Raw genomic sequence first — 21,235 nt, 5'->3', positions numbered from 1 at the left:
TCCCCCTAGTAGAGATCGCCGATGATCAGCGGATGCTCGTCCTCGATCCGGACGGGATTGCGCAGGGGAGCGCCGAACTGGCTTTCCTCGATCTCGAATACGTCATTGTGCTGAGTGACGATGTTGTCCGCAAAGCTGAGCGTCGCCGTGCCGAACATATGCACATGCACGTCGCCAGGCTGGCGGAACAGGCCATATTTGAAGTGGTGATATTCCAGATTGGCGATGGTGTGGCTCATATTGGCCTCGCCCGACAGGAACGGCTTTTCCCAGATCACCGCACCATCGCGATAAATGCGCGACATGCCTTCGATATGGTCGGGTAGATCACCCACCCGCAGCTCGGGACCAAAGGCGCAGGCTCGCAGCTTGGAATGGGCGAGATAGAGATAGTTGACCCGTTCCGTCACATGATCCGAAAATTCATTGGCCAGCGCGAAACCGAGGCGGCGGGGCTGGCCATTGGCGTCGATCAGGTAGATGCCGGCGATCTCGGGCTCTTCGCCAGCATCGCGGGCAAAGGACGGGGACGGAATGGGGTGACCGGGATTGACCACGGTCGTGCCATTGCCCTTGTAGAACCATTCCGGCTGGACGCCCCGGGCGCCGCCTTCAGGCTTGCCCCCTTCAAGGCCCATCTGGAACATCTTCATGGAATCGGTCAGCTGTTCGGCTTGCTTGGCGGCGTTGCCCTTGTGCATGGCATCGCGCGTGGCGGCCGAGCCCAGATGGGTCAGCCCGGTGCCGGTGATATAAAGATGGGCCGGATCGGGATGATCGATTGGCGCGAGCATGCGCCCTTCAGCCAGGATGTCGTGCCGATTGACGGCGTCGCCAAGCCCACGCTGGGCAACGAGCGCCGCAAGACCCGTGCCTTGGGCGAGGGCGGTTGTGGCGAGCTCATAAACGCTGGTGGTGGTGTTGACCCGGCGGGCGATGTCACCCTCTACTGCGGCCACGGCGCGGGCGCCCGATTGATCGAAAAACTGGATGAGATTCACGGGGTTTGCTCCTCAATTGCCCGTTGCGGTCGTCCCGTGCATAAAGCGCAACCCGGGCCGGCCCGGCAAGCTCTTTTGCGCGCCGCGTGCCGGTCAGAGTTCCATCTGGGCACAGAAGGGCTGCGGTCCAGGGACTGCGGTTCTTTTGTTGCAAGGGGCGCCAGAAATCGCCTTGACAGGATCGGAACAAAATGAGAACAAGAGGGCACTTCTCGTGGATTGATCTTCCGGAAAGCAGCGCGTTGCGCCCGGTCCCGGAGCGTGGAATAAGGAGAGACTCGTATGGCAAATACCCCGCTTCGGATCGTTGAAGGTGGATCAATGGACAAGGACAAGGCTCTCGCCGCGGCGCTGAGCCAAATCGAGCGCAATTTCGGCAAGGGCTCGATCATGCGCCTTGGCGAGGCTGCCTCGATCGAGGTTGAGGCAATATCGACCGGCTCGCTCGGCCTTGATATCGCCCTCGGAATTGGTGGCCTGCCCAAGGGCCGCATCGTTGAAATTTTCGGGCCGGAAAGCTCAGGCAAGACCACGTTGGCGCTGCATGTGATTGCCGAGGCGCAGCGCAAGGGTGGTGTTTGCGCTTTTGTGGATGCCGAGCACGCGCTCGATCCGATCTATGCCCGCAAGCTGGGCGTCAATGTGGATGATCTGCTGATCTCCCAGCCTGACGCTGGCGAACAGGCGCTCGAAATCACCGACACGCTGGTACGCTCGGGCGCGATCGATGTGCTGGTGGTTGATTCGGTAGCGGCATTGACGCCGCGGGCCGAGCTTGAAGGCGAAATGGGCGACTCGCTGCCGGGGCTGCAGGCCCGGTTGATGAGCCAGGCCATGCGCAAGCTGACCTCGTCGATTTCCAAATCCAAGTGCCTGGTGATCTTCATCAACCAGATCCGCATGAAGATTGGCGTGATGTATGGTTCGCCCGAAACCACGACCGGCGGCAATGCGCTCAAATTCTATGCCTCGGTGCGGCTCGACATTCGCCGGATCGGCGCCATCAAGGACCGCGAGGAGATCGTGGGCAACCAGACCCGCGTCAAGGTGGTCAAGAACAAGCTGGCCCCGCCGTTCCGCCAGGTTGAATTCGACATCATGTATGGCGAAGGTATCTCCAAGACTGGCGAGTTGCTCGATCTTGGGGTCAAGAGCGGCGTGGTGGAAAAGTCGGGCGCCTGGTTCTCCTATGACAGCCAACGCATGGGGCAGGGGCGTGAGAATGCGCGCCAATTCCTCAAGGACAATCCGGCGGCTGCGGCAACTATCGAGCAGGGCGTGCGCGAAAGCTCGGGCCTGCTCGGAGAAGTACTGCTGGTATCGGGCGGTGACGACGCTGCCGACAGCGACGAATAAGCAGTTCCCATGCAGGGTGAAGAAAGGCATCGCGAGAGCGGTGCCTTTTCTTTTGAGTCTGAACGGCAGACGCCCGGCTGCAAGCAGGCGAGACACAGCCGCCGCCAACGCAATCTAGAATCGTTTATATCGGGCATGGCTATGCTCATGGAGCCCTCTGGCCGGCGTCCCCATACCTAGCCGCAAGCGGGGCGCACCGATGCTGGACAGCGCTGCGCCGCACGGGCTAGAAAGCCAGCCAAAGTCTTGCGGCGTCCACGGGGCGCCAATCCGCCATGAAAGCCATTCTATGACCAGCGTAAACGATCTCCGCTCGAGTTTTATCGACTTTTTTGCCCGGAATGGTCACGAGGCGGTTCCGTCGAGCCCGTTAGTACCGCGCAATGATCCCACATTGATGTTCACCAATGCCGGCATGGTGCAGTTCAAGAACGTCTTCACCGGTCTCGAGAAGCGCCCCTATACGACCGCTACTTCGGCGCAAAAGTGCGTGCGCGCCGGCGGCAAGCACAACGATCTGGACAATGTCGGCTTTACCGCCCGGCACCACACCTTTTTTGAGATGCTGGGGAATTTCTCCTTTGGCGATTACTTCAAGGACCACGCCATCGAACTGGCCTGGACCTTGCTGACCAAGGACTGGGGTCTTCCCAAGGACCGGCTGATGGTTACCGTCTACGAGGACGACGACCAGGCCATGGAGCTATGGAAGAAGATCGCCGGGATCGGGGAGGACCGGATTGTGCGGCTGGGCGCCAAGTCCAACTTTTGGCAGATGGGCGACACAGGCCCGTGCGGGCCGTGCTCGGAGATCTTCTACGACCATGGCGACAAGGTCTGGGGCGGCCCTCCCGGCTCGCCGGATGAAGATGGCGATCGCTGGATCGAGATCTGGAACCTCGTGTTCATGCAGTTCGAGCAGCATGCCGACGGCTCGCGCACACCATTGCCACGCCCGTCAATCGACACTGGCATGGGCCTTGAGCGTATTGCCGCCGTGATGCAGGGTGTGCACGACAATTATGATATCGACCTGTTCAAGGCGCTGATCGGGGCTGCTGCCTCGGCGATCGGCACCGAGGTCGAGGGCGAGGGTAACCGCAGCCTGCGGGTGATCGCCGATCACCTGCGCTCGATGTCGTTCCTGATCGCCGAAGGCGTGCTGCCGTCTAATGAAGGACGTGGCTATGTGCTGCGCCGGATCATGCGGCGCGCAATGCGCCATGCCACGCTGCTCGGTGCTGAAGAGCCGGTGATCCATAAGCTCGTTCCAGCGCTGGTGCGCGAAATGGGCCAAGCTTATCCCGAGCTGTCGCGCGGGGAGGCCATGATCAGCGAAACGGTTCGGCTGGAGGAGGGGCGCTTCCTTAAGACCCTTGGACGGGGCCTGCAGATTCTCTCGGATGAAACGAGCACTCTCGCCGAAGGCGATACGCTGAACGGCGCCACCGCGTTCAAGCTTTATGACACCTATGGGTTCCCGCTCGATCTTACCCAGGATGCGTTGCGAGCGCGCGGCATTGCTGTGGACCAAGCCGGCTTTGATGCCGCAATGGCCCAGCAAAAGGCAGAAGCGCGCCGGAGCTGGTCAGGCTCGGGCGAGGCGGCCACCGGCGCGGTCTGGTACGGGCTGGCTGATCGGCTTGGGCCCACGGAGTTTCTGGGCTACGAAACCGAAACGGCCGAAGGGGAAGTCACCGCATTGCTGCGCGACGGGGCCGAGATCGATCGGCTTGAGGCCGGGCAAGAAGGTTATGTGGTACTCAACCAAACCCCGTTCTATGGCGAGAGCGGCGGGCAGGTTGGCGATGCCGGCTCCATGCATGGTGATGGCGTCAGCGTTGTGGTCACCGACACGCAAAAGTACCATGGTGTGTTCGCGCACAAGGTGAAGGTCGAGACTGGAGCGCTGCGCGTGGGGCAGGCCCTCGAACTCGTGGTTGACCACGCTCGCCGTTCGGCCATTCGTGCCAATCACTCCGCGACCCATCTGCTGCATGAAGCACTGCGGATCGTGCTGGGCGACCATGTTGCTCAAAAGGGCTCGCTGGTTTCGCCGGATCGGCTGCGCTTCGACTTTGTGCATACCAAGGCCATGAGCCCGCTGGAGTTAGCGGAGGTCGAGGACCTGGCCAATGCCATTATCCTGCAAAACACGCCGGTCGAAACGCGGCTGATGGGAGTCGAGGAAGCCAAGGATTCGGGCGCCCGCGCGCTGTTCGGCGAGAAATATGGCGACGAAGTGCGCGTGGTCTCGATGGGCGAGCCGACGGGCAACAGCCTCGGGTGGTCGGTGGAGCTGTGCGGGGGCACCCATGTCAGGCGCACCGGCGATATTGGGCTCGTGTCGGTGGTGGCTGAAAGTGCCGTGGGCGCCGGCGTGCGTCGCATCGAGGCGCTGACAGGCAATGCGGCGCGCCATCGGGGCAATACCCATGTTGCCATTGTTGAGACTGCAGCGGGAATGCTGCGTGCCGGCAGCCAGGATGTGCTTGAGCGTATCGCGGCGCTGCAGGAGCAGCTCAAGCGCTCCGAGCGGGCGCTCAGCGATGCCAAGCAGAAGCTGGCCATGGGCGGCGGCGCCGCCGGGGGCAGTGAGGTGGAAGCGATCAACGGCACGCCCTTTATCGGCCGGATCGTCGACGGCTTGCAGCCAAAGGATCTGCGCGGGTTGGTTGACCAGACCAAAAAGCAGGTTGGCTCGGGCGTTGTTGCGATCATCGGCTTGGCCGAAGACGGCAAAGCCGGACTGGCGGTCGGAATCACCGAGGATCTGATCGGCAAGGCTTCGGCCGTGGATCTGGTACGGGCGGGATCCGCTGCCATGGGCGGGCAGGGCGGCGGCGGTCGTCCCGACATGGCGCAGGCCGGTGGTCCGGATGGCAGCAAGGCCGAAGAAGCACTGGCCGCTATCCGCGCGCTGCTCTAGACCAAGGCTAGAGACAAAAGGAAAGGCCCGCCTCCTGAGCTGGAGGCGGGCCTTTTTGTTTGGTTGTAGCGAGGCGTTTAAGCTTCCTGGATCGCCGAGAGCTTCCAGTCGCCGCCCCGCGGGCGGATAAAGGTCCAGAGCTCGGTGGCCTCGGTGGGTTCGGCAGGGTTGCCCTCGACGACCCGATCAGTGGCGCGTTCCACGGTCCAGTCGCGCAGGCTGTAGCGCAAGGCAGCGGTGGCGTAATCGCTGTTATCCTCGCGCCAGCTTTCGGCAATGTCACCCTGGAGCAGCTTGATGTCGGCAAGCTGGTTGTGCAGGCCGCGGGTGGCGTTGGCAGCCATTTGTTCGGCCAGGTAGCCCATCATTTCGGGCGTGGTCAGGCGACGCAGGGTTTCATAGTCCTCGGCGCCATAGGCAGTCTGAACCTGACCCAGCATCTGCTCGAAGCTATCGAGGTCCCGCTGGCCAACGCCCAGCTCGTCCGGATTGGCCGGGCGAGCGCGCGAGGGGCGGGTGGCATTGCCGGCACCCGAGCCACCCAGGCCGCCAAGATTGCGGCCGAAGTTCTCAAAGCCCGTGCGGTTGGTGTTGTCGGGCCCGCCGGCCATGGCCGGACGGCGCGCGCCGCCGCCGCGGACCAGGCGCATTACAAGCCAGACGACGCCGCCGATCAGGAGAACCTGGAAGAGCAGGCTGAACAAGCCGCCAATGCCGCCAAAGCCAGCGCCAAAGAGCAAACCGAGCAAGCCGCCAAGCATCAAGCCACGGAACAGGGAGCCACCAAGGCCGCCCAGGAATCCGCCACGCTGCTGGGCGGCGGCAGGGTTCTGGGCGTTAGCGTTGGGTCGTGCCTGCTGTGCGGGCGTGGTGGAGCGCTGGATAGGGGCTACGGTGTTGGGTGCCGTGTTGGTTGGAGGCGCCGACTGGAAGGTGCGGGTGCCGCGGCTGCCAAAGCTGCCACGGGCGCGCGCGTCCGCGGTATCCACAGCGGCCATCGAGAATGCGACAACAAGTGCGGCAAACGCGCTGGCTAGCCGGAAGCGGCGGGCGATGAACATCAGGAAAATCTCCTCGGACTGAACTTGAGGCCTATATGGGGGCAGGGCCAGGCAATTGCATCCCCTGAAAGCCATGAGAGTGCGGGAAAGTTGCCTTAGGCGGCTACGTCGCTCAAGGCACAGCGGATGTTACAACAGGCGCTTTATCCCGGAACCAGCCGGGGCCGATATCCTGTGCCCCGCCGGAGCGCGTGAGCCGGTCGCGCAGTCGCTGCAGATTTGGAGCGTCCCAATTTGGGGGATCGGTGATGGCGAGCCAGGCATCAAGATAATGCTGGGGCGCGTAAACATGGCCGAACCCAACGGGCGAGGTTTGGGCCAGGGCCATGTCGAGCGCGAGCTGCAGGAAGGTGACGACTGGGTACCAGGTGAGCTGGCGCGAGACGTCGGGCGGCCGATTGCTGGTCAGCCATTCGGGCGGACGATACAGCACCTGGGGTTCGAAGAAGACAATGGGGTCGCTGGCATATTGCAGGTAAACCAGGCGCATGGGACCCCAGCTGGCACCGGGAATGTCGAGGGCATTGCTCTGGTTGGTAAAGCGGATGATGGAACTGTCGTTGAAGCGCGGCAGCCATTCCGGAGTGCCGGCCTGGCGGTTCGCGGTGGCATTGCGCCAGGAGGGGCTGGCGAAGGGCGGGCCGGCCCAAAGCGCGCCCTGGAACGGATCGGCCAGCACGTCGTAAAGGGTGGCGGAGGCTTGTGACGCATAGGCACCCAGGCTCAGACCATGCAGATAAAGCCTGGGCCGGGTGTCGGGGGGCAACTCGGTCCAGTAATCGTAAACCGCGTTGAACAGCGCCTGGGCCGAAGCCGTGCCAACATCAGGTTCGGCAAGGAGCGAGAGCCAACTGGTGAGATATGAATATTGCAGCGCCACGCTCGCGACGTCCCCGGCATGCAAAATTTCGAGCGTGTCGATTGCGGGGGGATCAACCCAGCCCGTGCCCACGGGCATGATCAGCACCAGCACCGAGCGATCAAAGGCGCCGATCCGCTCCATTTCTGCAAGGGCAAGCTGGGCCCGCTGGTCCACCGTTTCGGCCGAACGGAGCCCAACATAAACCCGAAGCGGGCTCTTGGCTGGGCGCCCGATCAGGGCTTGGATATCGGCGGCCGTGGGACCGGACTGGACGTAAACCCGGGCGTCGAGCCCGATCGTGTCCCAGTCAATGAGGGAGCCGGCGCTGCCCGAACGCAGGGGATCGGCCGGGGGCTCTTCATATTGGCCCGCGAGGGCATCCAGTTCGCCATAGAACTGATCGGCAGCATAAAGAACGCCGCGCACCACGATGCCGTTGACAAAGAGGCTGGTCACGACGCCGACGATGAGCATGCCGCCAACCAGCGCCACCCGGCGCGGCAGGATGCGGGCCAGCCAATTGGCCACGGCCCGCACGAAGCGCACGATGGCGGTGCCGATGCCGATCAGCAGGGCCGCGGGAAGAGCCGCAATCGCGGCAACGCGTACGGGCTGGGTGGAATGAACGGGGGCCATGCCCATGACCTCGCGGATGGAGTTTTGCCAACCGGTGGATAGCCACAGAAAAACAATGGCCGTGAGCGTGCAGACCAAAAGGGCGATCAGCTTGATCCGGCGCGCGCGGGCGCGACCCGGGATGCTCAGTTCCATGAAGGTCCACAGCCACTCGCCAAACACGCCGATGCCGTAGCCGGCAGCAAAGACGCAGCCGCTCAGAATACCCTGCAGCACGAAGTGACGAGGCAGCAGCGAAGGCGTGAGGGAAAGGGCAAAGAACAACACTCCGACTAGCACGCCGCCCGTGGGCAAGCGATCCAGCGCCAGGAGGAGGCGCGGCAGGAGACGCTGCATGCGCCAGGCGCTAGCGGCAGGTGCGCGCATGGCCATTCCACGGGAGCGCTGGAGCCCGAAATGCCAACAACCAGGCGCCCAATGCACTACCCCCTCAGAAAACCGCCGGCAGAAAAACCGAGCGAAATCACCGTCCAGATCACCCACGCATCGACCAGGAAGCCGACTGCCCCGATGAGGACGCCGATGATGAGGCCCAAACCGTCGCGGTTCAACCGGGACAGGCACATTACCGCGACCCCGACATTGGGGATGGCGTTCATAAAGGGGATAGGGACCACCATGGGCAGGCACAGCACCATGACGATGAGGGCGAAGGGGCGACCCGTTCCTGTTCCAACCAGGGCTCGGAAGCGGGGAAAGGAGATGCGCGCCAATGCGCGCGAATAGCGCAGCAAACCGGCCAGCAGTTTGAGCAGGAGCTTAACAGGGACGCGCCGGTCACCCACAAAACGCGGCAGGCGCACGGGGCGGCCCAGCAGCATGGCCATGGCAAACCCAAACATGGCCAGTGCCACCAACCCGCCATAGCCTGGGGCACCCGGGATCATGTTGAGCAGGCTGAAAACGAAGATGATGAGAGTGTGGCTGTTGACGCCAAGAACCTGGATGAGGCCCGAAAAGGTCAGTTCCGGCGCTTGGCCGCTGGCAGACAGGTGCAGGGCCTGCCGCATGGCATCGAGCTGGAGTTCAACCGGGCTGGCGTGCGGAGAAAGGGGCATTGCTATTCAGGCCGGCGCGAAAGGCGCAAAAGCAAAACGGCGCCCAGGGGCGCCGCTCGCATTACTCTCTCGAGGTCGCTCAGGCCATGGCCTTCTGCAGGTTCTGATCGATGGCATCGAGGAAGCCGATGGTCGACAGCCATGGCTGATCCGGGCCGACGAGCAGGGAAAGGTCCTTGGTCATCTTGCCTTCTTCGATGGTGTCGACGGTGACCTTTTCGAGGGTCGCGGCGAACTTGGCGAGGGCTTCGTTGTCATCGAGCTTGGCGCGATGAGCCAGGCCACGCGTCCAGGCAAAGATGGAGGCGGTGGAGTTGGTTGAGGTTTCCTTGCCCTGCTGATGCTGGCGGTAGTGACGCGTCACGGTCCCGTGGGCAGCTTCGGCTTCGACGATCTTGCCATCGGGGGTGGCCAGAACCGAGGTCATCAGACCGAGCGAGCCAAAGCCCTGGGCCACGATGTCGGACTGCACATCGCCGTCATAGTTCTTGCACGCCCAGACATAGCCGCCGGACCACTTGAGTGCCGAGGCGACCATGTCGTCGATCAGGCGGTGCTCGTACCAGATCTTGGCGGCTTCGAACTTTTCCTTGAACTCGGCTTCGTAGATTTCCTGGAAGATGTCCTTGAAGCGGCCGTCATAGGCCTTGAGGATGGTGTTCTTGGTCGAGAGATAGCACGGCACGCCGCGGGCCAGCGCGTAGTTGAAGCTGGAATAAGCGAAGTCGCGGATGGAATCGTCCAGGTTGTACATGGCCATGGCAACGCCAGCGCCGGGCGACTGGAACACTTCGTGCTCGATCACCTGGCCGTCTTCGCCAGTGAACTTGATGGTCAGCGTGCCCTTGCCGGGGAAGGTGAAGTCGGTGGCGCGGTACTGATCGCCAAAGGCGTGGCGGCCCACGATGATCGGCTGGGTCCAGCCGGGGACGAGGCGCGGCACGTTCTGGCAGATGATCGGCTCGCGGAAGATCACGCCGCCCAGGATGTTGCGGATGGTGCCGTTGGGCGACTTCCACATCTTCTTGAGCTTGAATTCCTCGACGCGCTGCTCATCGGGGGTGATGGTGGCGCATTTGATGCCGACGCCGTACTTCTGGATCGCCTTGGCGGCATCGATCGTGATCTGGTCGTTGGTGGCGTCGCGGCTTTCGACGCTGAGATCGTAATATTCGATCGGCAGATCGAGATAGGGGTGGATGAGCTTGTCCTTGATCGCCTGCCAGATGATGCGCGTCATCTCATCGCCGTCGAGATCGACGACCGGATTGGCGACTTTGATCTTGCTCATGAAGAGTTCTCCCTTGGTGTCCTGCCTGTCGGCCCACAGCCGTGTTGGCGCCCCTATAGCATTGCAGGGGAAAAGCGCAAAGACTGGCTCGGCAAGGCCTCTTGCCCAAGGCGGGCAGGTTCAGGCGGGCGAAGGGCGGTAGGTCTTGTGCTGTGGAAGGTGATCGGCAACCGCGTCCCAGCCCTGGTGGGTGCGGGCGAAGATCAGTTGATTGGGCACAAACCAAGCGTTGTCGCCGACGAAAAAGCCTGCCGCGACCAAGCGCACGGATGGAGCGCGGGAGGACTGGCCATAAAGCGGCGTGCCGCAATGGGGACAGAAGTGACGGGTGAAGGTTGCGCCCGACGCACTTGGCCGCGAGAAACTGCCGGCTTGCCCGGAGACGATCAGGTGTTGCTCAGACACGAGGGCCACGGTCGAATGACCCGTGCCGCTCGCCTGCTGGCAATGTAGGCAAGCGCACATGAACATGGAGCCGACCGGACCGGCGATGGCCATGGTCAGCGCCCCGCAGGCGCAATTGGCGTTCACGTTCACCGACACTCGGTCTTGTTTGCTCATGGAGGCAGGCTGCCATGCAGGTTGGCGAGGAACAAGAGCAATGGCCTTGCCTTGATTCTCCCGAACCGCAACAATGAGTGGCTTCCGCCAGGAGGACGCATGGCGCTTTATCCGACCTATCCGATGGAAACCAAGCGGCTGCGTTTGCGCCCGTTTACACGCGGCGATGTTGATGCCGTGTTTGCCTATCGGCAGCGCGATGACGTGGCGCGGTTTCTGTTCGACTCGGCACTCAGCCGGGAGGAATGCGCACTGGCGGTGCAGCAGCGGATCGCGCAAACCACGCTGATCGACGAGGGCGACAAAATCGTTCTCGGGGTGGAACTGCCCGGCACCGGCGAACTGATCGGCGAAGTTTCGCTGATCTGGCGGAGCGTCGACAGCCAACAAGGGGAAGTGGGCTGGATCCTGCACCCGGACTATCACGGGCAGGGCTATGGCACGGAAGCGGCGGGCGCGATGCTGGACCTGGCGTTCAGGCAGGCAAATCTGCATCGGGTGATTGCCCGCTGCGCAGCCGAGAATGCGCCATCGTTCCATCTCATGGAGCGCCTGGGCATGCGGCGGGAAGCGCATTTCCGCGAGCACGCCGTCACCAAAGGTGTGTGGGATGAAGAGTTCATTTACGCTATTTTGCAGGGCGAGTGGCTGAGCCGGAACACGCCCCAGACCTAGTCCCAGCATCTTCAACTAACTTGCGCTAGTGCTGGAACTTCCCGCTGACGTGATCCGTTCATGATCGGTCAGTATCTATTGGGGAGGTTCGCCATCATGTCGTCACCATCTTTGCCCTTGCAAACAGATCGGTTGATGCTGCGGACCTTCGAGCGCGCCGACCTTGCGGATCTCGCGGCCTATCATACCCTTCCATCCATGCAGCGCTATGTGTTCAGCCGAACGCGCGATGAGGCCGATGTTGCCGATGCGCTTAACGTCCTGCGGGGACATGTGAGCCTGCAGCGGCCTGGCGACACGCTGACCCTGGCCATGGTGCGCAAGGGCGACAAGAAGGTCATCGGCCATGTTTCGCTGAATTGGCAGGACGCAACATCGGGGCAGGGCGAAGTTCGCTTCTGCATCAATCCCAGCTATTCGGGACAGGGCTATGCCGCCGAAGCGCTGGGCGCCATGTTCGATCTCGCTTTCGAGCGGTTCCACATCCACCGGGTATTTGTCCGGTGTGACGGGCGCAACCACAATTCCATCAAGCTGATGCAAAAGCTCGGCCTGCGCCTCGAAGCGCATTACCGCGAGCATGCGCTGTTCCAGGGCGAGTGGGACGAAGAACTGCATTTCGCCATTCTCGACCGGGAATGGAACCGCTCCAGCAAGGTCAAGGAACTGCCGATCCGCCATCGCGTTGCCTAAACCGCACTTGGATATCTCGAATTCAGGACGGCGCTCCAGCGGGGCGCCGTTTGCGTTTGTGGTGGCGCTCGGCTAAGTGCGGCTAATAGCGAGAAGGGGCATCATGGCCGGCACCGATTCATCCATTCCCATCACCCTGGCGCCCTCACCGGCCATTATCCTGTGCGAGCCGCAGCTGGGCGAGAACATTGGCACGGCCGCTCGGGCCATGGCTAATTTCGGGCTGTGGGACCTGCGGCTGGTGCGGCCGCGCGACGGCTGGCCTAATGAGAAGGCGGTGAACGCTGCTTCCCGTGCCGATCATGTGCTCGAACGGGTGCGGGTGTTCGATACGCTTGAAGCGGCGATCAGCGACCTCACCCTGGTTTATGCCACGACGGCCCGCTCGCGCGACTTGCAGAAGGCGGTGATCGGCCCCGACGAGGCAGCGCAACGGATGGCCAGCCATATCGGTGGTGGTCGTGGTGCCGGCCTTCTGTTCGGGCGTGAGCGCTGGGGGTTGCTCAATGACGAGGTGGCCTTGGCCGATGCCATCGTGACCTTGCCGGTGGAGCCTGCCTTTGCTTCGCTTAACATCGCGCAGGCCGTGTTGCTGCTGGCCTATGAATGGCGCCGCCACAGCGCCGCCGGAACCACGTTGCCATTCGATGATAACCTGGCGCAGGTTGCGCCGCGCGAAGAGTTGGTTGGCTTGTTCGGGCACCTGGAAGCGACGCTCGACCAATCGGGGTTCTTTACCGCACCGGACAAGCGGCCCACAGTGGTCAACAATCTGCGCACCATGCTCGAGCGTGGCAAGTTCACCAGCCAGGAAATTCGCACGCTACGCGGCGTGATCTCCTCGATCGACCGGCGTCATCAGCGTCCCAATCCAAACCGACAGCCGCGCGAAAGTGACAAAAGCTAGAAATCGGGGGTCGGTCTGAGTTCGGGTGTGTTTGAGGCTTTGACGAGCGTTTATCGGCATGCCATGGGCAAATGATGAGCACGCCCGCACCGCATGATAAATCCCGCCTCGCTTTCAGTTACACCGGCTTCCGCTTCTTTTGGCTGACCACGCTGCTGGTTAGCTTTGCTGTCCAGATCATGTCTGTATCCATCGCCTGGCAGATCTTTGCGATCACCGGCGATTATTTCCTGCTCGGGCTGGTGGGCCTTTGCTTGTTTATGCCGGCTCTGGTGTTGATGCTGGTGACGGGCCTAGCGGCGGACCGGTTCAACCGCCGGATGATCATGGCAGTGTGTCTGGCCGTGGAGCTGGGTTGCGCGCTCGGTTTTCTCATGCTGGTGAATGCGCAGGAGCATGAGGTTTGGCCGATCTTTGCCATCCTAGTAGTGCTGGGCACCGCCCGCGCCTTCTGGAGCCCGGCAGCCCAGTCGCTGGCCCCAAACCTGGTGCCCCCTGAAGCCCTGAGCAATGCGATTACGGTCAATGCTTCGGCTTGGCAGTTTGCGGCGATCATGGGACCCTCGATTGGTGGTGTGCTGTATGCCCTGAGTCCGGTCGTTGCGTTTGGCACCGCGGGCGTGCTGTTGCTGGTAGCCAGCGGTTGTGTGCTGCTGATCCCCAAGCCGCAGCAGCGCCAATCGCAGCAGGCGACCAGCCTTGAGACGATCTTTGGCGGGTTCCGTTATATCCTGAGCAACAAGGTGGTACTGGGCGCCATTTCGCTCGACATGTTCGCCGTGCTGATGGGCGGGGCAGTGGCCTTGCTGCCGGCCTTCACTGAAGAGATACTGCATGGTGGGCCGGTGGAGTTCGGCATTTTGCGGGCGTCGCCCGGCGTTGGCGCGCTGTTGATGGCGTTGACGCTGACGCGATTCCCCATCCGGCATCATGCCGGCAAGATGCTGTTCGTGTTCGTGGCGCTGTTTGGTTTGTTCACGACGGTGTTCGGGCTATCGAGCAATGTGTGGCTGTCGATTGGAGCACTGATGCTGGTGGGCGCCTCGGATATGGTGAGCGTGACCATCCGCGAGACCATCATGCAGCTCTGGACGCCTGAAGAGGTGCGCGGACGCGTTAATGCGGTCAATTCCGTGTTTATCGGTGCGTCCAACGAGCTTGGCGAATTTCGAGCCGGAACAGTCGCCCATTTCATTGGGCCGGTTTGCGCGGTGGTGGTGGGTGGCGTGGGCGCCATGGCGGTCGCGGCGATCTGGAGCCGGGTGTTTCCCGGGCTGCGCAAGCAGGATACACTTGACCGCAAGATGGTCAGGGATGGCGTGGCCGAGCCGCTGTCGACCCCTTAGAGGCCGGCCGGCTTGACTTTGCCGCTGGCCCCTTTTATCAACCGGCCACCTATTGCGGCCTTCGGGCCCCTAGGCGCACCCGGGATCTTCTTTCATCAGAGGTCTGTCAGCCTGTCGGTTCACCGGCAGGCAGAGGAGGGCGCGATCCATTTCGACGTTTCATGAAAGGATACGCGATGTCGAAGCGCATTTCTGCCAAGCACAAGATTGACCGCCGTCTTGGCGAAAATATCTGGGGTCGTCCGTCGAGCCCGCTTAATGCCCGTGCCTATGGCCCCGGCCAGCACGGCCAACGCCGCAAGGGCAAGCTGAGCGATTATGGTCTGCAGCTGCGCGCCAAGCAGAAGCTGAAGGGCTACTATGCCTCGATCACCGAGAAGTCGTTCAAGAAGCTCTACAACGAAGCTGCCCGCGTCAAGGGCGACACCGGCGAGAACCTCATTGGCCTGCTCGAGTCGCGCCTGGACGCGATCGTCTATCGTGCCAAGTTCGTGGCAACCCCGTTTGCTGCCCGCCAGTTCGTCAACCATGGCCATGTGATGGTCAATGGCAAGCGCGTCAACATCCCATCCTACCAGGTCAAGGTTGGCGACAAGATCGAAGTGCGCGAGCGCTCCAAGCAGCTCACCGTTCTGCTCGAAGCCATCCAGTTGGCTGAGCGTGATGTGCCCGACTATGTGGAAGTCGACCACAACAAGATGACCGCGACCTATGTTCGCGTGCCGGCCCTGTCGGATGTGCCCTATCCGGTGCAGATGGAGCCAAATCTGGTGGTGGAATTCTACTCGCGCTAAGCGAACCAGAGTTTTGAATGTGAAAGGGCCGCTCTTCGGAGCGGCCCTTTTTTGTTTGTGGGCTGCGGGGGCGTGGGGGATGGTCACCGGGCAGAGCGGCGCGTCTTGATGTGGTGATCGGAACTCGTACCAAAGAAGAAGGGCCGCTCCATGAGCGGCCCTTCATTGCGTCCGGCGAGGCGGTTGCTAGGCGGAGGCGCCGCTGAGGCTAACCTTTATCGGTTCCTGATCCTGGGGGATGTAGCTTTCGAACTTGCGCAGTCGCATGACAACCGATTGTAGCTCCACAATTACCGTCCAGGCGCGCGCGAAGAACTGGAAGGAGCTGAAAACCTGTCCGAAGGCGATCTGGATCTGCTGGTAGAGGCCCATCGTGAGTGTGCCGGCAAGGATGGAAGGCGCCATGACGAGGAGCGGCACATAGCCGACCATGTTGGTGTACCCGTACCTGGCAAGGTTGAAGTAGGTGTAGTGAAAATACAGGCGGAAGTAGTTCCTCTGCACATCGGCGAAGAGGTGACGGATCGTCGGGGGTTGGGCACGATCAGCATGGTCTTCGCCGAAGACCAGCTCTTTGCGGTAGGCTGCTTCGACACGCTGGTTGGCGAAGTTGAGGCCCGGCAACTTTATTCCGACGAGCGCCAGCAGCGCCGTGCCCGCTGCAGCACCCAGCAGAGCCACCCAGACTAGGCCACCTGGCGCGGCGCCAAAGATCGGCAGCTCGCTGATATTGGCAGAAAGGCTCCAGAGCAGTGGCAGAAAGACGACTAGCGTAATCAGTGAATCGAAGAACGCGGTGCCCAGATCCTCCATGATCGAGGCGAAGCGCATTGTATCTTCCTGAACGCGCTGTGCCGCCCCTTCGGTGTGCCGGATCTCGGGCCAGTAAGTCATGTAGTAGAAGTTCATGGCCTTGCGCCAGCGGAACACGTAATGGGACGTGTAGAAGGCCAGCGCGACGGCGACGAGCACATTGGGGATGGTGACGAGGATGATGGTCCAGGTCAGTCCGTAAAGCTGGTCGGGTGTTACTGATCCCGGCTGCGTCAATGCCAGCTGGATGGTGTTGAAGAACGAGCCCGACCATTCATTGACGAAGGCCTGCACCTGCACCTGGAAGTAGATGACCAGCAGGATGACAGCGGAAGAAACCACCGACCACCAGTACCACTCATTGCGCTTGTAGAAGTACCAGAAGACGCAGAAAACCAGCGCCACCATAACAACGTATTGGTAGAGCCATACCCGCTCGGCCGTCAGGAAATTGAGGCTGGCACCTTCGGCGGCAGCTGCCGCTGGATTGGGAGTGACCGGAGCTTCGCTCTCGGTGGAAGCGGGAGCATTAGGATTGGTTTGCTCGGCTCCCGCGGCAGGATCAGGCACCGGCTGGTCGGTGGTGGTGGGCTGATCGGAGACGGTGGCCGCCATCACTGGATGGGTGAACCGGTCAATGCTGATCACGGCGCGCAATGGTTCCCCGATGGAGAACCACAACAGCACTGATGCCAGCAGCCATAAGGCCGCTGAACTGAAGAAGATTTTTGGAACGGGGAAAAAGGACCGAAACACCGCGCGACTCCTTGGTGCCGAGAATATCGCCGCATCTAGCCGCCGAGTTTGGGCGAATGCAAGAAAGCGAAATTAAGCTTTGGTAAGGATAGCGAAGTCCGGTTTTCCTTCCCCTCCGCGTCCCATAGGGCTATCAGCAGGACACGTTGTTCAACGAGAGTTACACCATGAGTGCGGTGATGGACGATCTTGCCACGCCCGAGACAGATGCGGCGGAAAGCGGCGCGCATCCCATCTATGCCGATGCCCCGCGCAGCGTGGAATTCAACAAGCTGCGCAAGCGGCTGATCCGCAATACGCGCGAGGCGCTCGAGAAGTTCGCGATGGTGCGGCCGGGCGAGCGTTGGCTGGTGGCGCTGTCGGGCGGCAAGGACAGCTATGGCTTGCTGGCGTTGCTGCTGGATCTGAAATGGCGCGGGCTGCTGCCGGTGGAGCTGCTGGCGTGCAATCTCGACCAGGGACAGCCCAATTTTCCCAAGCACATCCTGCCTGAGTTTCTCAGTGGGCTCGGGATCGAGCACCGGATCGAATACAAAGACACCTATTCAATTGTCACCGACAAGCTGCCGGCGGGCGCGACCTATTGTTCGCTTTGTTCGCGGCTGCGACGCGGCAATCTTTATCGCATTGCGCGCGAGGAGGGCTGTTCGGCGCTGGTGCTGGGGCACCACCGCGACGATAGCCTCGAAACCTTCTTCATGAATCTCTTCCATGGCGGCAAGCTCGCGGCCATGCCGCCGCGCCTGTTGAACGATGACGGCAATGTGGAAGTGCTGCGGCCGCTGATTTATTGCGCCGAGGACGACTTAGCGCGCTTTGCCGAGCAGATGCAGTTTCCCATCATTCCCTGTGACCTTTGCGGGTCGCAGGATGGGCTGGAGCGCAATGCGATGAAGGCCATGCTTGCCGATATCGAAAAACGCATGCCGGGGCGCAAGGACGTGATGATCCGTGCGCTAGGCAACATCAATCCCAGTCATATGCTCGATCCGCGGTTGTTTGACTTTGCCGGTCTGGCCGAACGGAGAAGCTAATCGTGAACATCGATATCGAGTGGCTTGCCGGCGTGCTGCGCGGGGCGGCCAAGGCTGAGATCCTCCCCCGGTTCCGGCGGCTTGAGGATATCGACATTCAGGTCAAGACCGAGGCCATCGACCTGGTGACCGCGGCCGATCTGGCTGCCGAGCAGTTCATCAAGGCCGAGATCAGCCGGAAAATGCCATCGGCGCTGTTTGTCGGCGAAGAATCGGTGGCCGCCGACCCGCAACTGCTCAGGGCGCTCGCCGATGCGGAGCTGGCTGTGGTTGTTGACCCGATTGATGGGACTGCCAACTACGCAGCTGGCTTGCCGCTGTTTGCCGTGATGGTGGCGGTGGTCGTGGGCGGCGAAACGGTTGCCGGGATCATCTACGACCCGATGGGGGATGACTGGATGCTGGCGGAACAGGGCGGCGGCACCTGGCTGCGCCGGCCCGACGGCAGCGGCAGACGCCTGCATGTTGCCCCACCCTTGCCGTTGCCCGAGATGGTGGGCACCGCTTCCATTGCCTTTGTGCCGCCGGGCAAGAAGGTCGAGATCTTGCAGAACTTCGCCAAGGTGCGGCTCGTCTCGCATTACCGCGTGGCTGGGCATGAATACCGCACCTTTGTGTCGGGGCATTCGCAGTTCGTGAGCTACAACAAGCTGATGCCCTGGGACCACCTAGGGGGTGCGCTGATGGCGCAGGAGGCCGGCGGCTATGTGGCGCGGATGGATGGCTCGGCCTACCGTCCGCACCATATCGAGGGCGGGCTCTTGGCCGCCATCGACAAGGAAAGCTGGGAGCAGCTGCGGCGCAACGTTTTCACGTTCTGAGCCGCAGCAGCGGGGCCTAGTGGGCGGCGGAGAGATCGGCCGCAATGGGGCCGTTCTCGGTGCGGAACAGCTTGCCGCGTTCGGCCACGAGGATGCAGGCGATGGCGAGGCAGCCCATGGTGAAGTAGCCGACGGCCACCGGCACGACGGTGCCATCGAAGTGCTGGCCGATATAGCCGCCGATGATCACGCCACCCACGGTCTGGATGAAGCCAAAGACCGAGGAAGCGGTACCCGCGACGGCGCCGAGCGGCTCCATGGACAGCGAGTTCATGTTGGAGGCGGCCCAGCCAAAGCAGAACATGATGATGGCGAGGCAGGTGAGGAACAGCCAGAGCGGCAGGTTGCCGGTGACCGCGAGGACAACCCAGACGCCGCTCACCAGGGTGTAGACCAGCACCGCGCCGTGAGAGAGCCGGCGCATGCCGAAGCGGCGCACGATCTTGGAATTGGTGAAGGACGACACGGCCATCAGGCCGGCAATAGCGGCAAAGGCGACGGGGAAGTAGACGCCCAGGCCATAGATGTCGACATAGATCTGCTGGGAGGAGCTGATGAAGCCAAACAGCGCCGCAAACAGGAACATGCCGGCAAGGCCATAGGAGAACGCCACGCGGTTCGTGAACACGATGCGAAAGCCATCCACCACCGAGCCGAAGGTCAGCGGGCGGCGCTTGTCGAGCGGTAGGGTTTCGGGCAGGCGGAAATAGCCCCAAATGCCGAAGATCGTGGCCAGCACGCCCATGAAGATGAAGATGGTCTGCCAGGGGCCGGTCAGCAGCAGGATCTGCCCGATGCCGGGCGCGATAACCGGGATGGCCATGAAGACCATAAAAGTCAGGGACATGACCTCGGCCATGGCGCGGCCGGAATAAAGGTCGCGCACCAGGGAGGTGGTGATGACGCGGGTGCCGGCGGCGCCAATTCCCTGCACGAAGCGCAGAATCAGCAGGGTGGCGAAATTGGGCGAGAAGGCTGCGGCGACCACCGCAACGATATAAAGGATAATGCCGAGCAGGAGCGGCGCGCGACGGCCGAATCGATCAGACAGCGGGCCGAAAGCCAGCTGCGCGGCACCGAAGCCGAACATGTAAACCGAGACGACGAATTGACGCTCGTTTTCGCTGCTGATGCCAAGGGCTTCGCCCATATACGGCAGAGCGGGGAGCATGACATCGATAGCGAGGGCATTGAGCGACATCATCGCTGCCATCAGCGCAATAAATTCCGGACGGGAAAGCACCCGGGTCAAATGTTTGGACATGTTCTGGATCTCGAGCTGCCGCCGGACGCGACACGATGTGTCGGACCATGAACCCGGAAGCCCAATTTGGCAACCGGCTATATCGTTAAAAGGCGATGGTGGCAGCGCCTTTTAGGTCAGGTCAGGTCAGGCGGGTTGCGGGGCGAATTTTACGTCGACTTTTTCGTTGATGGGAAGGTGAATGGCGGCCGATGCCAGGCCGAGAACTATGCCCAGATACCAGACCAGGCTGTAGGAGCCGGTCACGTCATAGACATAGCCGCCCAGCCAGACGCCCACGAAGGAGCCGACCTGATGGCTGAAAAAGGCGACTCCGTAGAGCATGCCCATGTAGCGGGCGCCAAAGAACAGGGTCACGAGCCCGGCGGTCAGCGGGACGGTGGAGAGCCAGAGGACGCCCATGGTGGCGGCGAAGGCATAAGCGGTCCATTCGGAGACGGGGACTAGCAGGAACACGGCGATAGCCACTGCGCGCAGGAAGTAGATGCTGGCGAGCAGCATCTGTTTGGGCAGGCGGCTACCGAGATAGCCGGAGAGGAGCGAGCCGACGATGTTGAAGAGGCCGATAACGGCAATGGTCCAGCTGCCGACCTCGGGAGAGAGGCCGCATTGCACCAAATAGGCGGGCATATGAACGTTGATGAACGCCAGATGAAAGCCGCAGACAAAGAAGCCGATGACGAGAAGGCGGTATGAGCCATGTCCCCAAGCGCGCGCCAGCGCCTGCATGAATCGCAGGTCGGCATGGCCGACCGGGTTCTCGGTGCGACCGCGCAGGGCGTAGCTCAAGGGGATGATGAGCACGAGCATCATGCCGAGATAGATAAGGGCGGTGTGCCAGCCAAAGCTGTTGATGAAGCCCTGGCTGATCGGGGCAAAGATAAACTGGCCGAAGGACGAGGCGGCAGTGGCGACGCCGAAGATCAGGGTGCGCTTTTCCTGCGGGACGGACCGGCCGAAGGCGACCATGACGACGCTGAAGGATGATACGGCAATGCCAACTCCGGTGATGACGCCGCCGGTGACGGTGAGCAGACTGGCCGTGGGAGAGAAGGCCATGAGAATTACGCCCAAGGCGTAGATGGCGGCGCCGCCGGCCAGGGTGCGACCGGTGCCGTAGCGATCGGCCCAAGCGCCCGCAAAGGGTTGGGCTATGCCCCAGGCCAGGTTCTGGATCGCCATGGCCATGCCATAGCCTTCGCGGGTGAGGCCCAGATCGGTGGAGATGGGCAGCGTAAAAAGCCCGAAGCTGGTGCGAACGCCGTTGCCAATCGCGGCGATGAGGCAGCCGCAGATGATCAGCGCAAGCAGAGGTACGGCGGGGCGAAGGCTGCTGGGCATGGCAGGAATCCAAGAAAGACAATCCTGTCTACGCCT

The 21,235-nt window shown here is 62.0% G+C and carries 18 protein-coding genes; 9 read left to right on the top strand and 9 right to left on the bottom strand.

Annotated features, from left to right (window positions below):
• Window positions 1-5 precede the first annotated feature (5 nt).
• Window positions 6-1,001, bottom strand: coding sequence for an AraD1 family protein (araD1, locus tag ELX51_RS10380; protein WP_127753444.1), 996 nt, complete (start codon window positions 999-1,001; stop codon window positions 6-8).
• Between the two features lie 282 nt (window positions 1,002-1,283).
• On the opposite strand from araD1, the gene recA reads away from it, so the two are divergent.
• Entirely contained in the window at window positions 1,284-2,357 is a 1,074-nt protein-coding gene (gene recA, locus ELX51_RS10375) for a recombinase RecA (protein WP_127753443.1), read from the top strand.
• 289 nt (window positions 2,358-2,646) lie between these two features.
• Window positions 2,647-5,286 carry an alanine--tRNA ligase gene (alaS, locus tag ELX51_RS10370; RefSeq protein ID WP_127753442.1) on the top strand — a complete coding sequence of 880 codons (2,640 nt, stop codon included), beginning with the start codon at window positions 2,647-2,649 and terminating at the stop codon, window positions 5,284-5,286.
• Between the two features lie 77 nt (window positions 5,287-5,363).
• Here the strand turns inward: alaS and ELX51_RS10365 are convergent, their stop codons facing one another.
• From ELX51_RS10365 to ELX51_RS10345, 5 genes are all read right to left on the bottom strand, one after another.
• Window positions 5,364-6,347: a Tim44 domain-containing protein gene (locus ELX51_RS10365; RefSeq protein ID WP_127753441.1), complete on the bottom strand. Its 984-nt coding sequence runs from the start codon at window positions 6,345-6,347 to the stop codon at window positions 5,364-5,366.
• A 112-nt stretch (window positions 6,348-6,459) separates the two neighbouring features.
• Window positions 6,460-8,211 carry an alpha/beta-hydrolase family protein gene (locus ELX51_RS10360; protein WP_248305091.1) on the bottom strand — a complete coding sequence of 584 codons (1,752 nt, stop codon included), beginning with the start codon at window positions 8,209-8,211 and terminating at the stop codon, window positions 6,460-6,462.
• A gap of 56 nt (window positions 8,212-8,267) precedes the next feature.
• Complete coding sequence (locus ELX51_RS10355; protein ID WP_127753440.1) at window positions 8,268-8,903, bottom strand: exopolysaccharide biosynthesis protein; 636 nt, start codon at window positions 8,901-8,903, stop codon at window positions 8,268-8,270.
• 79 nt (window positions 8,904-8,982) lie between these two features.
• Complete coding sequence (locus ELX51_RS10350; protein WP_127753439.1) at window positions 8,983-10,194, bottom strand: NADP-dependent isocitrate dehydrogenase; 1,212 nt, start codon at window positions 10,192-10,194, stop codon at window positions 8,983-8,985.
• Between the two features lie 120 nt (window positions 10,195-10,314).
• Window positions 10,315-10,755 carry a GFA family protein gene (locus ELX51_RS10345; RefSeq protein WP_127753438.1) on the bottom strand — a complete coding sequence of 147 codons (441 nt, stop codon included), beginning with the start codon at window positions 10,753-10,755 and terminating at the stop codon, window positions 10,315-10,317.
• A 99-nt stretch (window positions 10,756-10,854) separates the two neighbouring features.
• On the opposite strand from ELX51_RS10345, the gene ELX51_RS10340 reads away from it, so the two are divergent.
• The 5 genes from ELX51_RS10340 to rpsD all read left to right on the top strand — a co-directional run bounded on the left by ELX51_RS10340 (window position 10,855) and on the right by rpsD (window position 15,170).
• Entirely contained in the window at window positions 10,855-11,430 is a 576-nt protein-coding gene (locus ELX51_RS10340) for a GNAT family protein (RefSeq protein WP_127753437.1), read from the top strand.
• A gap of 96 nt (window positions 11,431-11,526) precedes the next feature.
• Window positions 11,527-12,123 (top strand): GNAT family protein, encoded by a 597-nt coding sequence (locus tag ELX51_RS10335; RefSeq protein ID WP_164854834.1) that lies wholly within the window; start codon window positions 11,527-11,529, stop codon window positions 12,121-12,123.
• A 103-nt stretch (window positions 12,124-12,226) separates the two neighbouring features.
• A complete protein-coding gene (locus ELX51_RS10330; protein WP_127753435.1) occupies window positions 12,227-13,030 on the top strand; it encodes an RNA methyltransferase in 804 nt (267 codons plus the stop codon).
• A 74-nt stretch (window positions 13,031-13,104) separates the two neighbouring features.
• Window positions 13,105-14,376 (top strand): MFS transporter, encoded by a 1,272-nt coding sequence (locus ELX51_RS10325; protein ID WP_127753434.1) that lies wholly within the window; start codon window positions 13,105-13,107, stop codon window positions 14,374-14,376.
• A gap of 176 nt (window positions 14,377-14,552) precedes the next feature.
• A complete protein-coding gene (gene rpsD / locus ELX51_RS10320; protein ID WP_127753433.1) occupies window positions 14,553-15,170 on the top strand; it encodes a 30S ribosomal protein S4 in 618 nt (205 codons plus the stop codon).
• A 186-nt stretch (window positions 15,171-15,356) separates the two neighbouring features.
• On the opposite strand, the gene ELX51_RS10315 is transcribed toward rpsD, so the two are convergent.
• Window positions 15,357-16,739, bottom strand: a complete 1,383-nt coding sequence (locus ELX51_RS10315; protein ID WP_127753432.1) for an SbmA/BacA-like family transporter — start codon at window positions 16,737-16,739, stop codon at window positions 15,357-15,359.
• A 167-nt stretch (window positions 16,740-16,906) separates the two neighbouring features.
• Between ELX51_RS10315 and ttcA the strand changes: the two genes are divergently transcribed.
• Window positions 16,907-17,773: a tRNA 2-thiocytidine(32) synthetase TtcA gene (ttcA, locus tag ELX51_RS10310; protein ID WP_127755248.1), complete on the top strand. Its 867-nt coding sequence runs from the start codon at window positions 16,907-16,909 to the stop codon at window positions 17,771-17,773.
• 2 nt (window positions 17,774-17,775) lie between these two features.
• Entirely contained in the window at window positions 17,776-18,594 is an 819-nt protein-coding gene (locus tag ELX51_RS10305) for an inositol monophosphatase family protein (protein WP_248305090.1), read from the top strand.
• Window positions 18,595-18,610: 16 nt separating this feature from the next.
• Here the strand turns inward: ELX51_RS10305 and ELX51_RS10300 are convergent, their stop codons facing one another.
• Window positions 18,611-19,858 carry a multidrug effflux MFS transporter gene (locus tag ELX51_RS10300; protein WP_127753430.1) on the bottom strand — a complete coding sequence of 416 codons (1,248 nt, stop codon included), beginning with the start codon at window positions 19,856-19,858 and terminating at the stop codon, window positions 18,611-18,613.
• Window positions 19,859-19,984: 126 nt separating this feature from the next.
• On the bottom strand, window positions 19,985-21,199 hold the full coding sequence (locus ELX51_RS10295) for an MFS transporter (RefSeq protein ID WP_127753429.1): 1,215 nt from the start codon (window positions 21,197-21,199) through the stop codon (window positions 19,985-19,987).
• Window positions 21,200-21,235: the final 36 nt, after the last annotated feature.

The sequence above is a fragment of the Devosia sp. 1566 genome (assembly GCF_004005995.1).
GTDB lineage: Bacteria > Pseudomonadota > Alphaproteobacteria > Rhizobiales > Devosiaceae > Devosia.
Note: the sequence above shows the minus strand (reverse complement) of the source record. Positions and strands in the feature narration are given on the sequence as shown.

Coding starts and splice junctions, on each gene's coding strand:
- recA (WP_127753443.1), top strand. CDS start 1,284: ATGGCAAATACCCCGCTTCGGATCGTTGAAGGTGGATCAATGGACAAG.
- alaS (WP_127753442.1), top strand. CDS start 2,647: ATGACCAGCGTAAACGATCTCCGCTCGAGTTTTATCGACTTTTTTGCC.
- ELX51_RS10365 (WP_127753441.1), bottom strand. CDS start 6,347: ATGTTCATCGCCCGCCGCTTCCGGCTAGCCAGCGCGTTTGCCGCACTT.
- ELX51_RS10360 (WP_248305091.1), bottom strand. CDS start 8,211: ATGCGCGCACCTGCCGCTAGCGCCTGGCGCATGCAGCGTCTCCTGCCG.
- ELX51_RS10355 (WP_127753440.1), bottom strand. CDS start 8,903: ATGCCCCTTTCTCCGCACGCCAGCCCGGTTGAACTCCAGCTCGATGCC.
- ELX51_RS10350 (WP_127753439.1), bottom strand. CDS start 10,194: ATGAGCAAGATCAAAGTCGCCAATCCGGTCGTCGATCTCGACGGCGAT.
- ELX51_RS10345 (WP_127753438.1), bottom strand. CDS start 10,755: ATGAGCAAACAAGACCGAGTGTCGGTGAACGTGAACGCCAATTGCGCC.
- ELX51_RS10340 (WP_127753437.1), top strand. CDS start 10,855: ATGGCGCTTTATCCGACCTATCCGATGGAAACCAAGCGGCTGCGTTTG.
- ELX51_RS10335 (WP_164854834.1), top strand. CDS start 11,527: ATGTCGTCACCATCTTTGCCCTTGCAAACAGATCGGTTGATGCTGCGG.
- ELX51_RS10330 (WP_127753435.1), top strand. CDS start 12,227: ATGGCCGGCACCGATTCATCCATTCCCATCACCCTGGCGCCCTCACCG.
- ELX51_RS10325 (WP_127753434.1), top strand. CDS start 13,105: ATGAGCACGCCCGCACCGCATGATAAATCCCGCCTCGCTTTCAGTTAC.
- rpsD (WP_127753433.1), top strand. CDS start 14,553: ATGTCGAAGCGCATTTCTGCCAAGCACAAGATTGACCGCCGTCTTGGC.
- ttcA (WP_127755248.1), top strand. CDS start 16,907: ATGAGTGCGGTGATGGACGATCTTGCCACGCCCGAGACAGATGCGGCG.
- ELX51_RS10300 (WP_127753430.1), bottom strand. CDS start 19,858: ATGTCCAAACATTTGACCCGGGTGCTTTCCCGTCCGGAATTTATTGCG.
- ELX51_RS10295 (WP_127753429.1), bottom strand. CDS start 21,199: ATGCCCAGCAGCCTTCGCCCCGCCGTACCTCTGCTTGCGCTGATCATC.